We start from the raw sequence: 13,433 nt of genomic DNA on the forward strand, positions 1-13,433 counted from the left end.
CCGCACCCGGCGGCAATCTCTGGGACACCCTCGCGGTCCCGGGACCCATGGGGCGGACCGTCGCCGACACCGCGTTGCTGCTGTCCGCGATGGCCGGTCCGGATCCGCGCTGCCCCATCAGTCTGGAGGCCCCCGGCGCGGCGTTCCGGGTCCCGCTCGACCGCGAGCTGCGCGGCCTGCGCGTCGCCTGGTCCCGGACCTCGGCGGACACGCACCGGCCGACCCGGACGTCCTCGCCGTACTGGAGCCGCAGTTGAGTGTCCTGGAGGCGCTCGGCTGCCATGTGGAGACGGCGTGCCCGGACCTGGCCGGGGCCGACGAGGCGTTCCGTACGCTGCGGGCGCACAGCTTCGACCTGGCGCTGGGCGTGCTGCTCGACGTCGACCGGGAGGCCCTCAAGCCCAGCCTCGCCCGGAACATCGAGCAGGGCCGCCGGCTGACCCCGGCCGATCTCATCACCGCCACCACGGTCCGCAGCCGGCTCCACCTCGGCGCGGTGGACTTCTTCTCCCGTTACGACCTGCTGCTCTGCCCGGTCAGTCAGGTCACGCCGTTCGACGTGGAACTGGAGTACCCGACGGAGGTCGCCGGCCGGCCCACGGAGACGTATCTGGACTGGATGCGCTCGGCCTACCTGATCTCGCTCCTCGGGCTGCCCGCCCTGTCGGTTCCGGCGGGCTTCACGCCCGGTGGCCTGCCCGTGGGCCTGCAGTTCATCGGTGCGCCGAGGGCCGACCTCGCCGTATTGCAGGCCGGCCATGCCTACGAGACCGCGACCCGTCACGGGCGACGGCGCCCGGACCTGCCCACCACCTGAGAGCGAGGAATCCGGCAGTGCATATATTGCCACCATGTTCGTACTGGAACTGACCTATACCGCACCCCTCGAACGTGTCGACGCCGTCCTCAAAGAGCATGTGGCCTGGCTGCAGCAGCAGTACGCGGCCGGGCACTTCATCGCCGCCGGGCGCAAGGTCCCGCGTAACGGCGGCGTGATCCTCGCCGCCGGCATGGACCGGAAGACCGTGGAGGACATCGTGGCCCAGGACCCGTTCACCCTCGCCGGTGTGTGCGAGTACCGCATCACGGAATTCGTGGCGACGACGACCGCCCCGGCCCTGGAGACGTACCGGGAGCAGCTGCCGACCTGAGGCGGTGACCGGGGGTACTGGGGGCATTGGCGTGGCGGGCACCCGGTAGCGGGCGGGCCCGGGCGCCCGCCGACCTGGCGAGAAGGCTAGGAAGACGCGGTGGGCGGCACCGCGGACTTGCCGAGCGGGGCGGCGCCCACCGGTTCGGGCTCGCCGGCCACGGGCCAGCGGCCGCCGTTCCGCCAGTACCCCTGAATCTCCTCCAGCTGGCGTCCCTTGGTCTCCGGCGCGGTGACGGTCGCGAAGGCCAGCGCGGCGAGGGCGAGCACGCCGAGCGCCGCGAAGGTCCGCGCCGCTCCTGCCCAGGCCATCAGCGAGGGGAAGAACTGGGCGATCAGCAGGTTGGCGACCAGATCCGCGGTGAGCATCACCGAAGCCCCGGTGGACCGCAGCTGCGCCGGGAAGGCCTCACTCGCGTAGACCCAGATCAGCGACCCGAAACCGAAGTTGAAGGCCGCCGTGAACAGCAGGATCGCCCCGAAACCGACCCACGTCATGGTGCCGTGCAGCTCTCCCGAGCCGAAGACCGCGGTCAGCACGCCCAGCATCACGACCATGGTGCCGATGCCACAGAGCAGCACCACCCGGCGGCCGAGCCGGTCGATGATGAGGATGGCGAGCACGGTGGCGGCCAGTGAGGCGAGCTGGACGAAGGACGGCAGCAGGAAGTTCTGCCCATTGCCGGTGAAGCCCATCTCCTCGAAGATCTGCGGGCTGTAGTAGGTCACGGCGTTGATGCCGGTGATCTGGCAGAAGAACCCCAGCCCGATGACGAAGAACGCCGCGCGGGCATAGGGCTTGCGCAGCAGGGAACGCGCCGATCCGCCGCTCTCCTCGGCGAGCGCGGCCCCGACGGCCGCGACCTCCGCGCGAGGATCGACGTCCGGGTCGGTCATGGCCATCACTTCGACGGCCCGTTCCGTGCGTCCTTTGAGGACGTACCACCGGGGGGTGTCCGGCAACCGGAACAGCGGAATCAGGACGAGCGCGGCAGGGATCGCGGAGAGACCGAGCATCCAGCGCCAGTGCCCGCCACCGGACAGGCCCCAGTTGACGAAGTACGTGAGGACGATGCCGGCGACCGTGGCCACTTGATAGGCGGCGACGGAGGCGCCCCGGATGCGGGCCGGGGTGGATTCGGCGATGTAGAGCGGCGCGGCGACGATCGAGATCCCGATGGCGACGCCGAGCAGGAAGCGGACGGCGTCCAGCACGACGACGTTGGGCGCGGCGGCGGAGAGCGCGACGAACACCGCGTACGAGCCGGCGACGATCAGCATTGCCGCCTTTCGCCCCAACGCGTCGGCGAGCTTGCCGCCGATCAGCGCTCCCACGATGGAGCCGAACACCAAGATGCTGTTGACCAGCCCTTTTTCCGTCTCGGTGAGGTGGAAGTCCTTGCTCAGGAACACCAGGGCACCGGAGATGCTGCCGGTGTCGTAGCCGTAGATGACGCCAACGATGGCGCCGGTGAGCGCGAACAGCCTGCCGGTGCGACCGGAAGTCCCGGCGGACGGCGGCGGAGGCGTCGCGGAGATCGTGGCAGTGGACATGGGAAGTCCTTTGTGCGGCGGGCGGCCTTGCTGCGTGAGCGAGCGCGTCAGCGAGAGCATCAGCGGACTCAATGATTGATCATGCGAGTATTTGACGTTCTTCGCGCAACTGTCAACACCCACGAGTCGCCTCAGAATCTTGCAGCGCGGGCATGGCTGTTCCCTGCCCCTCTGCCCGCAGCCACTCTTTCGAGGGATGGATCGCTAGAGCGATGATGCGTACAGTCGATTGCAACAGACGCCAAAGTTGCAGTTTCGAGCAATCCGCTCGCAGAGTATCCAGCCGAGGTCGGAGGGAACCGGCCGCAACGGAGCAAGACCGCTTCACACATCACGGGAGGGTGGGCCATGAGCGAGACCTCGTACATGGAGCAGGAGCTGCACAGCCAGCCGGAGACCTGGCGGCAGGCCGCACGGATCGGAGCGGCCGCCGGCCCGCTGCCGAAGGCGGGGCAGCGAGTGGCCGTCGTCGGCTGCGGCACCTCATGGTTCATGGCGCAGTCGTACGCGGCGTTGCGCGAGAGCGCCGGCTTGGGCGTGACGGACCCGTTCGCCGCTTCCGAGGCCTTCCTCGGCGGCGACCGCGGCTATGACGCGGTGGTGGCGATCACCCGCTCGGGCACCACGACCGAAGTGCTGCGGGTACTCGACGCGGTCAAGGGCCGCATTCCGACGGTGACGATCCTCGGTGACCCCGAGACGCCGGCCGTTGCCCTGTCCGACGAAACGGTCGAGCTTCCGTTCGCCGACGAGAAGTCGGTGGTGCAGACCCGCTTCGCGACCACGGCGCTGACGCTGCTGCGCGCGCATCTGGGCGAGGACGTCTCCCGGGCCGTGACCGACGCGGAAGAGGCCCTGACCGCAGCGGTCGAGAAGGAGTGGGTGGACGCCGAACAGTTCTCCTTCCTCGGTACGGGCTGGACGTTCGGGCTGGCCAACGAGGCGGCGCTCAAGATGCGGGAGGCATCGCAGAGCTGGACGGAGTCCTACCCGGCCATGGAGTACCGCCACGGCCCCATCTCGATAGCCGCGCCCGGTCGGGTGACCTGGCTGTTCGGCGAGGCCCCGGAGGGACTGGAGGCCGATGTGGTGCGAACGGGTGCGCGTTTCGTGCGCCATGCGCGCGATCCGCTGGCCGATCTGGTCCTGGTCCAGCGGGTGGCGCTGGAGCGTGCCCGGGCCCGCGGCCTGGACCCGGACAACCCGCGCAGCCTCACCCGCTCGGTGATGCTCGAGGCCCCGGCCGCCTCATAGCCCGCCGACCCTCCGCGTCACCGTCCCCCCTTCCCCATCTCACCTGTCCTGCAAGGGAGTTCACATCCCATGCCCCTGGTCCCCACCTCGTCCCTGATCGACGCCGCACGTGAGGCGCACGTCGGCGCGGCGGCCTTCAACGTCATCCATTTGGAAACCGCCGAGGCACTCGTCACGGCGGCCGAACGCACCAGCATTCCGCTGATCCTGCAGATCAGTGAGAACTGCATCCGCTACCACGGCAGCCTGCTCCCCATCACCCGGGCCACGCTGGCCCTTGCCGAGGGCTCCAGCGCCCGGATCGCGGTCCATCTCGACCACATCACCGATGCCGAACTGGTCCGCGAGGGCATCACCGCAGGGGTCGGTTCGGTCATGGTGGATGCTTCCGCCCTTCCCTACGAGGAGAACGTCGCCACCACCGCCGAACTCACCTCCTGGTGCCACGACCGAGGGGCCTATGTCGAGGCGGAGCTCGGCGAGGTGGGCGGCAAGGACGGCGTACACGCGCCGGGCGTGCGCACGGATCCGGACGAGGCCTTGGCATTCGTCAGCGCGACCGGCGTGGATGCCCTCGCCGTGGCCGTGGGTTCGTCCCATGCGATGCACGAGCGCACGGCCGTCCTGGACAAGGAGCTCATCGCGGCGCTCCGTGCCACGCTGCCGGTGCCGCTGGTCCTGCACGGGTCCTCCGGCGTGCCGGACGACGAGTTGCGCCGGGCCATCGCCGCCGGAATGACGAAGATCAATATCTCCACTCATCTGGTCTCCGTCTTCACCCGGTCGATACGCGGGACGCTGGACGCGAACCCGTCACTGGTCGACTCCCGGAAGTACGTCAAACCGGCGCGGGAGGCCGTGACCGAAGAGGCCGCACGACTGCTGGGCGTACTGGCCGCTCCGGCGGCGGTGCCCGGGCAGTACGCGGCCCAGGCGCCGGCGCGCGGCTGAGCACCGGCCCGCGGCTCAGACACGCAAGGAGGCAAGGAGGCAAGGAGGCAGCGCCCCATAGAGAGATGCGATGCCCCATAGAGAGATGGAGAGATAGAGAGGAGACGGAGGGAGAGGAAGCGGCGAGAGATGCGGCGAACGCGGGGGCCGACCGGGCGTCATCGTGGCCGATGGAAACGAATTAGGCTCGCGCCATGAAGCGCCATGAACGGATGAACGCACTGCTCGAGCTGCTCGGTGAGCGGGGTCGGGTGGATGTCGAGGAGGCAGCGACCGCACTGGAAGTCTCGGCCGCCACGATGCGGCGCGACATGGATGCTCTCGCCGAACAGCAGTTGCTGACCCGCACCCGGGGCGGGGCAGTGCTCAGCTCGGTGGCGTACGACCTGCCGATCCGCTACAAGCATGCGCACCGGTCGGCGGAGAAGGAAGCGGTGGCACAGGCCGCGGCGAAGCTGGTCGAGCGTGGTGATGTGGTCGGGCTGAGCGGTGGCACCACGACCACGGCGATCGCCCGGGTGCTCGCCACACGTCCGGACTTCGCGGAGGCGGGCCCGCAGCCTCATCTGACGATCGTCACCAATTCGCTGAACATCGCCAATGAGCTGGCCGTGCGGCCGCAGATCAAGATTGTGCTCACTGGCGGGGTGGCGCACTCCCGGTCGTTCGAACTGGTCGGACCCTTCAGTGAGTTGGTGCTCCAGCAGATCTCGATCGATATCGCGTTCATCGGGGCGAACGGCATGGACCCGGTGATGGGGGCCACCGTTCACGACGAGGCCGAGGCCCGGGTCAACCGCCTCATGGCGGAGCGCGCCCGGCGTGCGGTGATCGTCGCGGACTCGTCGAAGATCGGCGAACGGTGCTTCGCCCGGGTCGGTGACACGGACGTCTTTGACACCTTCATCACGGACGCGAGCGCCAAGGAAGCCGCCCGCCGGGAGTTCGCAGACCGAGGGCTGCGGGTGGTGACGGCACGCCCACCCGTGACCGAGCGAGTCAGTGAGTGAGTGAGCGAGCGAGCGAGCGCCTATGCGTAGGAGGTAGGTAAGTAGGTAGTGCGAGCGGGTGGCGAGGTTGATTGCCTCTTGTTAATTGCCTCTTGTTGAGCCTCTCGTTGATCGCCCTCGTTGGGTGGGAGTGGGGCGAGGGCTGGGACGTGGGTGGGCAGGGGTGGGCGGGGCGGTGGGGGCGGGGGCCCGGGAGGCCCCCGGGGGACGGCAGCTGCGGGCGGCAGGTGCGCTCGGCCCAGGCTGTGGGTGGGGAGGTCGGGCGCCAGCTGCGCGGGGAGCCCGGGCGTGGGGAGTACTGGGCGTGGCGGGAGCCCGGGCGTGGGGAGTACTGGGCAGTGGCGGGACTGAGCAGGGTGACGTGGCCGAGCCGACTCAGCGGGCCGAGCTGACTCGACATGACCTGGAGTATTGGCGCATCGACGAGCTGTAGTCGGTGGTGGCGGGCGGGATCGAGGACGGGGTGGATGCCGGGCGACACCGGGCCGGCTGGCCCGGCCTTCAGTCCGAGGTGGCGCGGCAATCTTCACAGCCGGAGCTGCCTCGGCACCCTCGGCCAGAGCTGGCGCAGCACCTTCGCCTCCGAACTGGCGCAGCACCATCGCCCCGGGCTGGCGCAGTGCCCTTCTGCCCGAACTGGCGCAGTGCCCTTCGCCCCGAGCTGGCGCGGCACCTTCGGGCAAACGGCGGGGCCGGGGTGGGCAAGGGCCGGTCCCGAAAGGGTCGCTCTTGTGTCGCGCTTGTGTCCCTGTGAGACCCCCGAGGCTGTTTTCCCGGGGCGCGTGTGGACAATGGGGAATGAACGTGCGAAGCCGTTCGTATGCTTCGCGGGGGTTTGAAGGTGAATCTGAGTTTCCACGGGGGAGATCACGTGCGGAAGATCATGGCCATATCGCTGGCAGCGGTGGCGTGCAGCGCCTCGCTCACCCTGGTCGCCTCGTCGCCAGCGGCGGCCGCCGACCACTCACCGCAGTGCGTCAAGGTCCGGAAGTACTTCAACAAGGGTCAGCAGCGATACGTGCGCCTGGCGAATCTGTGCACCCAGCGTGTGTCGTGCTACAAGATCGTCATTCCTCACCACAGCGACCCGAGCGGCCGCCTTGCCAAGGGGGCGACGAAGGACGTCTGGTACGGCACGACGGGGATTCCGCGGGCGCTGTATGTGAAGAACGTTTCCTGCTGAGGACAGTGAGTCTTGAGCAGTGAGTCTCGAGCGGTAAGTCTTGAGCCGTGAGTCTTGCGCAGTGAGGCGCGAGCGGTGAGGCGCGAGCGGTGAGCGGTGCACTGTGAGCTGCGAGAAGTGAGTGGCGAGTAGTGAGCGTGGGCCGTCGAGGGAATCGGCGGCCCACCGTCCGTCAGTCGCCGCGTGGACGGACCACCCGTCCGTCGCCGCGTGGACGCGCGGCGCGACGTGGGCTTGCGCGGCAGGCCGGCCGTGCTTGAGTGCGGGCAGCCACCCACGCCCGCTGCGGTCGGTCGCTCGCGCACGACGCTGCAGCCAGACGCGTACGGCCTTGTGGTCAGACGCGTACAGCCCGCGGTCAGACGCGTACGGCCTCGCGACCAGGCGCGTACGGCCTTGTGGTCAGGCGCGTACGGCGATGCCGTCCAGGACCATGGAGAGGTACTGGCGGGCGATCTCCTCGGGGCTGTGCAGGCCGCCCGGGCGGTACCAGCTCGCGGCGACCCAGACGGTGTCGCGCACGAAGCGGTAGGTGAGCCGGATGTCGAGGTCCGCGCGGAAGACGCCGTCGGCCACGCCCCGTTCCAGGGTGCCCAGCCACGCCTTTTCGAACTTCCGCTGGGAGTCGGCGAGATAGCCGAAGCGGGGCTGGTCGGCGAGGTGCCGGGCCTCCTTCTGATAGATGGCGACGGCGGCGCGGTGCCGGTCGATCTCCCGGAAGGACTCGGTGACGAGGGCCTCGATGGTTTCCCGGGGGCCGAGTCCGGCGGCGAGCACGGCGTCGTAGCCGTCCCAGAGTTCGGTCAGGAACGTGGACAGGATCTCGTCCAGCATCGATTCCTTGGAGTCGAAGTGGTAGTAGAGGCTGCCCGCGAGCATTCCGGCCTCGTCCGCGATTCGGCGGACGGTGGTGGCGTTGTAACCCTGCGCGGCGAACACCTCGGCCGCGGTGTTGAGCAGTTCGCTGCGGCGCTCCGGTGACGCCGGGGCGGTCATGGTCTTCTTCTTGGCGGCTGGCACCCGGCCATTGTCACTCCCGTTGCGGCTGTACCGGAGCCGCAGGCCTATATTTCGCGAGTAAAACACTTGGGAATCTTCTGCTAGCCTCAAGGTATGGGGAAGCACGCCAGACCTGCCGGGATGTGGACGAGAGGGCACCGGAACGCCGGGCCGGGGAGCGTCGTGGTGCGCGTCCGGCCGTTGCCGATCAAGAGCACCGTGCGGCTGCGCCGTCCCGTCGACATCTGGCACAAGCCGGCGCTCAGCGCGGTCGTGGCTCTCGGGATCCCCGACCTCACGCTGTTCGCGCTGGGCCGGCTGGATCTCGTCCTCTACACCTCGGCCGGGGCGATGTGTGCGCTGTACGCGCACGGGCTGCCGTACGCCGCTCGTGCCCGCACGCTGCCGTGGGTCGTGCTCGGCATGGTCGCGAGCGTGGGTGTCGCCCTGACCGCGGCGTCGCTCATCGCCTCGACCGCTCTGCTCGTGGTCCTCGCCTCGTTGGTCGCGGCAGTTCACAAGATGCTCTGCGACGCCACGCGCATCGGGCCGCCGGGGAACCTCATCCTGACGTTCATCGCGGCGTCCGCCTTCTTCGTGCCGCAGCGCCTCGGGCAGGTGCCGCTCCACCTCGCGCTGACGCTCGGGACCGGCGTACTGGCGTGGCTGGTGTGTATGGCGCCCGCGCTCGTACGGCCGCACGGTCCGGAGCGGATCGCGGTCGCCCGGGCGTTGGAGGCCGCGGCGGGGCTGCTGCGCGCGGAGAAGACGCACCTCATCGAAGCGGTGCACGGGGAAACGGTACGGGTGGGCGCGGGGCACACAGGTGTGGTGCCTGCAGGTGTGGTGCCTGCGGGTGTGGTGCAGGCTCGGCACGGGGCTGCGGCTGCGGTCAATGCGGCCTGGCACACGTTGTTCCTGGTGCCGGCTCGTACCCCGGAGAGGGCTGCGGTGCGTGCCGCACTCGAACGACTGCTGGTGCGGGCGGAGTCGGCGCTGGGCGGGACACCGGCAGGGCGAGGAGCGGCGGCACCGGCAGGGGCAGGGGCAGCGGCGTCGGGGTGGCTGGGGCGGGTGGCTGAGGCCGAGCGGCTCGGTGGCTGGGCGCGTGCGTTGCGGAGTGGGCGGACGATGCCGCAGGTCACGCTCTCGGCAGCGGAGGCCGAGGAATGGGCGGGGGTCGCGGCGGAGGATGCGGCCGTCGTCGGTGCCGAGGGGGCAGCCGGGTTGCGACGGCCCGGGCCGGGGCATCCGCGTGCCGCAGGTGCGGTACGCGCCGTGCTGGCGCGGCTCGCTCCCGGGTCGCCCTTGCTGCCCATAGGTGCGCGGGTCGCCCTCGGGTGTGTACTGGCGGGCTGGGCGTCGATGGCTGTCGGTGTCGGGCATCCGTATTGGGCCGTGGTCACGGCGGCCTCCATCTACCAGGCGAACACCACGCTTTCCTGGCAGCGGGCCCTGCAACGCACGCTGGGCAATCTGCTCGGGCTGCTGCTGTTCACGGTGCTGCTGCCGCTGATCCACACGGGCCAGTTCGCGATGATCGTGCTGGCGCTGGCCTTCCAGCTCGGGGCGGAGGCGTGCATCACCCGCAACTACTGGCTGGGGTCGGTCTGCGTGACGCCGATGGCGCTGCTGCTGACCGCCTTCGGCAATCCGCTGCCGGCGCACACGCTGATCGCGGACCGCTGGATCGACACGGTGGTGGGCGCGGCCGTGGGGGTGGCCTGCTGCGTGCTGATCACCAATCGACGGGCCGCGGACCGGATCGAATCCGCGCTGGAACGGGTCGTGGCGGCGGAGGACGCCGCGCGGGAGCTGCTCGCCCTCGCGGCCGAGCCGTCGCCACGGGGGTCGGAGGGGGACGTGCGGAGGGTCGGCTGGGCACGTGACCGGCTGGCCGAGGGGCTGGTCGAGCTGCGTGAGGCGGTGGAGGTGGCGTCCGGGGAATGGTGGCAGCGTGCGCTCCCGGAGGAACGGATCGCCCGTGCCGAGCAGCAGGGGCACCGTACGCTGGCCGGCCTCGTACGGCGGCTCTCAGAACCGGTTCCCGCGTCGGCGCCGGCTTCGGTATCGGTATCGGCGTCGGTTTCCGTTTCGGCTTCGGTATCGGCGCCGGTTTCCGTTTCGGCTTCGGTATCGGCGTCGGTTTCCGTTTCGGCTTCGGTATCGGCGCCGGCCTCCGCGTCTGCGCACGCTGCGGCTGCCGCGTCCGCTCCGACTTAGGCTGCGGGACCGCGGTCCCGCGGTCCCGCTCCAGCTTCGGCTTCCCTCGTTGCTGCGGCTTCGGCACTGGCTTCGGTTTCCCCATTGCTGCAGCTCCGGCGTCGGCTTCCCTCGTTGCTGCGGCTCAGGCCTCGGCATTCCCCGCTGCAGTGGCTCCGGCTTCGGCTTTCCCGCCGCTGTGGCTCCGGCGGCCGCTCCCGCTGCGGCTTCGATTCCGGCTTCGGTCTGCGCCTCCCCCGGTGCTCCTCCCCCGGCCCGCGCACCGGCCCCACGACGCGCGTCCGGTGCCGTATGAGCAGGCACAATTGAAGGCGTACGCAATGGCCGAGAGGAGAGTGCGGGTGACCGAGGACATCGTCGCGGGGGTGCTGCGCCAGTGGCAGCAGGTGCACCCCGGGCTGGACACCGGCCCGATGGCGGTGATCGGACGGCTCAACCGCTGCTCCGCGCTGCTGCAGCAGGCGGCCGATGCGCCGTTGCGGCGCGCCGGGCTGACCCGTCCCGAGTTCGACATCCTCGGCACGCTGCGCCGAATGGACCGCGAGCTGACGCCCGGGCGGGTGGCCCGCGAGACGTTCGCCTCCGGTGCTGCGGTGACCAAGCGGGTGCGGCAACTGGAGGAGCGGGGGCTGATCGCCCGTCGGCCCGACGACCGCGACCGCCGGGTCGCCCATCTGTCGCTGACCGACGAAGGACGCGAGATCATCGACCGGCTGCTGCCGGAGCAGTTGCGGTACGAGGCCTCGCTGCTCGACGGCATCGGCGATCAGCGGCAGGAGGAACTCTCCGCGGCGCTCAGCGAGTTGCTGGTCGTACTGGAGGGGCGACTCGGCAGCCTGTTGGACTGACGCGGCGCGCAATACCTCCGGCTCGCTCTCACGGCTCCAGTCGTGCGGCCGGAGCCATGCGCCTGATCACCGCCCCAGTCGTACGGCCGGGGCCATGCCTCTGATCACCGCCCCAGTCGTGCCGCCGGAGCCATGCGCCTAATCACGGCTCCAGGCGGGCGATTCGTCCGCGTTCGCCCGCGGCCCAGCAGCCGAGGTCGGGGGCGCAGTCGACGGTGTCGTACGAGCCGGTGTCGAACGGGCGCCAGGTGCGGCCGCCGTCGGCGGTCAGATCGCTGCCGGAGGGGCCGACCGCCAGGGCGAGCCGGCGGGAGTGCGGGAGCCAGGCCACGCCGGAGCGGTACGCCTGCGGGGGACGGGCGGCCGCTGTCCACGTGGCGCCGGCGTCGGCGCTGACCGCGGCGGCGTGGGGCGACGGCTGGTCGGCGCGGAAGTCGCCGCCGACCGCCAGCCCGTGGGTGCGGTCGCGGAAGGCCAGCGCGAAGACGCCGCGGGCCGGGTCGCCCGCGGGGATCGGGGCGTCGGTGACGGACCAGGTGCGGCCGCGGTCGGCGGAGTGCAGTACGCGGGCGGTGGCCGCGCCGCCGGTCGCGATCCAGGCGTCGTGGCTGCCGGTGGAGACCAGGCACTGGCCGCTGGCGGCGAACGCCGCCTCGCCCGGTTGTGCCGGAGGCATACCGTCCGACGGCAGTACGCGCCAACTCCGGCCGCCGTCCCCGGTGGACAGCACGCGGTACCTGCCGTCCACGGGGTCGCTGAGGGCGATGCCGTGGCGCCAGTCGAAGAAGGTGAGGCAGTCGTAGAACGCGTGGGGGTCGGTGTTGCGGAAGCTTTCCGTCCAGGTGGCGCCGGCGTCGTCGGTGCGGAAGACGCGGGACGCCTCCCCCTCGCCGATCGCCAGGACGACCGCACGGCGCGCGTCGAACGCCTCGATGTCGCGGAACTCCAGCGTCGCGGCGCCTGGCGGCGACACGTCGGCCCAGTGCCGGCCGCCGTCGCGGGTGCGCAGCACGGTGCCGGACGTACCGGCCACCCAGGCGGTGCGCCGGCTGACGGCCGCCAGGCCGCGGAACCGGGCGGTGCTGCCGCTGTCCTTGAGGTGCCAGCCGGCGTGCGGGCCGGTGAGCGCCGCCGCCGGCACCGGTTCACGGGTGGTCGAAGGGTCAGGCGGGGCGGGCGCCGCGGCGGCCGGGCCGGTGGCGAGGGAGAGGAGCGCGGCCGCGAGCGCGGTCACCCCAACTGCCAGCTCGCGCAGGCGAGTTCGACTGCCACGGCCCCCGCCACCGCCACTGGCACCGGCAAAGCCCACGCCCACACCGACGTCAATACCAACGCCTACACCAACACCAACGCCCTCAGTCACGCCCCTGCCCCCGTTCACCCTGCGCGCCGTGCGCCGCATCGGCCCCACCCCACTCACGCCCCACCCCGCTCACGTCAGTGCGTGGAAGCTAGCCGAGCCGGGTGGTCACGTCCAGACCGTCGGCCGGCCGACATGGGTGATGTGCTGACACATCGACATATGCCGGGGCCTACCTCATGCGACCTGCCCTCCCCTCCCCTTCCGGACCCTCCCGCTCGTGACGCAGCTCACGCTTAATCCCGCGGTAACGGGCGCACCCGGTCCCGCCGCCCGCTCGTCCTAATGGACGGGGGCCGCATCCGCACTCCTGCACAACCGCACCACGGCACTACCGCACCACCGCATCACCGCAATTCGCAGTGTCCGCAATTCGCAGTGTCAGCGATGCGCAGAGTCAGCGATGCACGGTGTCAGCGATGCGCGGTGTCCGCACGCCCGCACCACCGTCACCACCGTTAGGGAGTCACGCGATGTCCAGCGTCATCGACCATGCCGTTCAGGCCCGTCTCATCGCGACCGCTCCCCGGTCGCGGGTGATTCCGGCGAGCCTGCGGTACGACCGCACCGACCCGTTCGCGGTGCGTCTGGTCTTTCCGCCGGCGGCCTCGCTGGACGGAGCCGAGGTGGTGTGGACGTTCGGCCGGGAACTGCTGGAGGAGGGGCTGTACGGGCCGGCCGGGGCGGGTGATGTGCAGGTCTGGCCGTGTACGTCCGAGGAGATCATGGTCGAGTTGCGCACCGACGGCGGGATGGCGGTCGTGGAGTTCATGGCGCAGGAGCTGCGGGAGTTCCTGGAACTGTCGTACGGGGTCGTCGCACAGGGCGATGAGGCGCGGCATCTGGACGTCGAGGCGGATCTCGCCGCCCTGTTGCGCGAGGCGTAGGCCCTTCCCCCACC

13 protein-coding genes are annotated in these 13,433 nt (G+C 70.5%); 10 read left to right on the forward strand and 3 right to left on the reverse strand.

Annotated elements, in window-relative coordinates; all coding sequences use genetic code 11:
* Nucleotides 1–47: 47 nt before the first annotated feature.
* Genes OJ254_RS31210 through OJ254_RS27620 form a run of 3 tightly spaced genes read left to right on the forward strand, consistent with a single transcriptional unit; the run spans nucleotide 48 to nucleotide 1,151 of the window.
* Nucleotides 48–257, forward strand: a complete 210-nt coding sequence (locus OJ254_RS31210) for a hypothetical protein (RefSeq protein WP_341483739.1) — start codon at nucleotides 48–50, stop codon at nucleotides 255–257.
* Nucleotides 254–817 (forward strand): amidase family protein, encoded by a 564-nt coding sequence (locus tag OJ254_RS31215; RefSeq protein ID WP_341483740.1) that lies wholly within the window; start codon nucleotides 254–256, stop codon nucleotides 815–817. The genes OJ254_RS31210 and OJ254_RS31215 overlap by 4 nt, the downstream gene beginning before the upstream one ends.
* A 34-nt stretch (nucleotides 818–851) precedes the next feature.
* Complete coding sequence (locus OJ254_RS27620) at nucleotides 852–1,151, forward strand: YciI family protein (RefSeq protein WP_265364543.1); 300 nt, start codon at nucleotides 852–854, stop codon at nucleotides 1,149–1,151.
* 86 nt (nucleotides 1,152–1,237) lie between these two features.
* On the opposite strand, the gene OJ254_RS27625 is transcribed toward OJ254_RS27620, so the two are convergent.
* Complete coding sequence (locus OJ254_RS27625) at nucleotides 1,238–2,704, reverse strand: sugar porter family MFS transporter (RefSeq protein WP_265364544.1); 1,467 nt, start codon at nucleotides 2,702–2,704, stop codon at nucleotides 1,238–1,240.
* A gap of 348 nt (nucleotides 2,705–3,052) precedes the next feature.
* On the opposite strand from OJ254_RS27625, the gene OJ254_RS27630 reads away from it, so the two are divergent.
* The 4 genes from OJ254_RS27630 (at nucleotide 3,053) to OJ254_RS27645 (ending at nucleotide 7,102) form a co-directional block, all read left to right on the forward strand.
* A complete protein-coding gene (locus OJ254_RS27630; RefSeq protein WP_265364545.1) occupies nucleotides 3,053–3,958 on the forward strand; it encodes an SIS domain-containing protein in 906 nt (301 codons plus the stop codon).
* A gap of 69 nt (nucleotides 3,959–4,027) precedes the next feature.
* Nucleotides 4,028–4,909 carry a class II fructose-bisphosphate aldolase gene (locus tag OJ254_RS27635; protein WP_265364546.1) on the forward strand — a complete coding sequence of 294 codons (882 nt, stop codon included), beginning with the start codon at nucleotides 4,028–4,030 and terminating at the stop codon, nucleotides 4,907–4,909.
* A 194-nt stretch (nucleotides 4,910–5,103) separates the two neighbouring features.
* A complete protein-coding gene (locus OJ254_RS27640) occupies nucleotides 5,104–5,919 on the forward strand; it encodes a DeoR/GlpR family DNA-binding transcription regulator (RefSeq protein WP_265364547.1) in 816 nt (271 codons plus the stop codon).
* A gap of 871 nt (nucleotides 5,920–6,790) precedes the next feature.
* Complete coding sequence (locus OJ254_RS27645; protein WP_265364548.1) at nucleotides 6,791–7,102, forward strand: hypothetical protein; 312 nt, start codon at nucleotides 6,791–6,793, stop codon at nucleotides 7,100–7,102.
* 402 nt (nucleotides 7,103–7,504) lie between these two features.
* Here the strand turns inward: OJ254_RS27645 and OJ254_RS27650 are convergent, their stop codons facing one another.
* Entirely contained in the window at nucleotides 7,505–8,098 is a 594-nt protein-coding gene (locus OJ254_RS27650; RefSeq protein WP_265365334.1) for a TetR/AcrR family transcriptional regulator, read from the reverse strand.
* A gap of 144 nt (nucleotides 8,099–8,242) precedes the next feature.
* Between OJ254_RS27650 and OJ254_RS27655 the strand changes: the two genes are divergently transcribed.
* Nucleotides 8,243–10,324, forward strand: a complete 2,082-nt coding sequence (locus tag OJ254_RS27655; RefSeq protein ID WP_265365335.1) for an FUSC family protein — start codon at nucleotides 8,243–8,245, stop codon at nucleotides 10,322–10,324.
* Between the two features lie 341 nt (nucleotides 10,325–10,665).
* Nucleotides 10,666–11,172, forward strand: coding sequence for a MarR family winged helix-turn-helix transcriptional regulator (locus OJ254_RS27660; RefSeq protein WP_261954771.1), 507 nt, complete (start codon nucleotides 10,666–10,668; stop codon nucleotides 11,170–11,172).
* Between the two features lie 142 nt (nucleotides 11,173–11,314).
* Here the strand turns inward: OJ254_RS27660 and OJ254_RS27665 are convergent, their stop codons facing one another.
* The gene (locus OJ254_RS27665) at nucleotides 11,315–12,406 is read right to left on the reverse strand and encodes a beta propeller repeat protein (protein ID WP_265364549.1); all 1,092 of its coding nucleotides are present in this window, start codon (nucleotides 12,404–12,406) and stop codon (nucleotides 11,315–11,317) included.
* Nucleotides 12,407–13,005: 599 nt separating this feature from the next.
* Here OJ254_RS27665 and ssgD point away from each other — a divergent pair.
* The gene (gene ssgD / locus OJ254_RS27670; RefSeq protein WP_261954773.1) at nucleotides 13,006–13,419 is read left to right on the forward strand and encodes a spore wall synthesis regulator SsgD; all 414 of its coding nucleotides are present in this window, start codon (nucleotides 13,006–13,008) and stop codon (nucleotides 13,417–13,419) included.
* Nucleotides 13,420–13,433 lie beyond the last annotated feature (14 nt).

Origin of the sequence: Streptomyces endophytica, assembly GCF_026153355.1 — a bacterium.
Classification (GTDB): Bacteria; Actinomycetota; Actinomycetes; order Streptomycetales; family Streptomycetaceae; genus Streptomyces; species Streptomyces endophytica.

Coding starts and splice junctions, on each gene's coding strand:
- OJ254_RS31210 (WP_341483739.1), top strand. CDS start 48: ATGGGGCGGACCGTCGCCGACACCGCGTTGCTGCTGTCCGCGATGGCC.
- OJ254_RS27620 (WP_265364543.1), top strand. CDS start 852: ATGTTCGTACTGGAACTGACCTATACCGCACCCCTCGAACGTGTCGAC.
- OJ254_RS27625 (WP_265364544.1), bottom strand. CDS start 2,704: ATGTCCACTGCCACGATCTCCGCGACGCCTCCGCCGCCGTCCGCCGGG.
- OJ254_RS27630 (WP_265364545.1), top strand. CDS start 3,053: ATGAGCGAGACCTCGTACATGGAGCAGGAGCTGCACAGCCAGCCGGAG.
- OJ254_RS27635 (WP_265364546.1), top strand. CDS start 4,028: ATGCCCCTGGTCCCCACCTCGTCCCTGATCGACGCCGCACGTGAGGCG.
- OJ254_RS27640 (WP_265364547.1), top strand. CDS start 5,104: ATGAAGCGCCATGAACGGATGAACGCACTGCTCGAGCTGCTCGGTGAG.
- OJ254_RS27650 (WP_265365334.1), bottom strand. CDS start 8,098: ATGACCGCCCCGGCGTCACCGGAGCGCCGCAGCGAACTGCTCAACACC.
- OJ254_RS27655 (WP_265365335.1), top strand. CDS start 8,243: ATGTGGACGAGAGGGCACCGGAACGCCGGGCCGGGGAGCGTCGTGGTG.
- ssgD (WP_261954773.1), top strand. CDS start 13,006: ATGTCCAGCGTCATCGACCATGCCGTTCAGGCCCGTCTCATCGCGACC.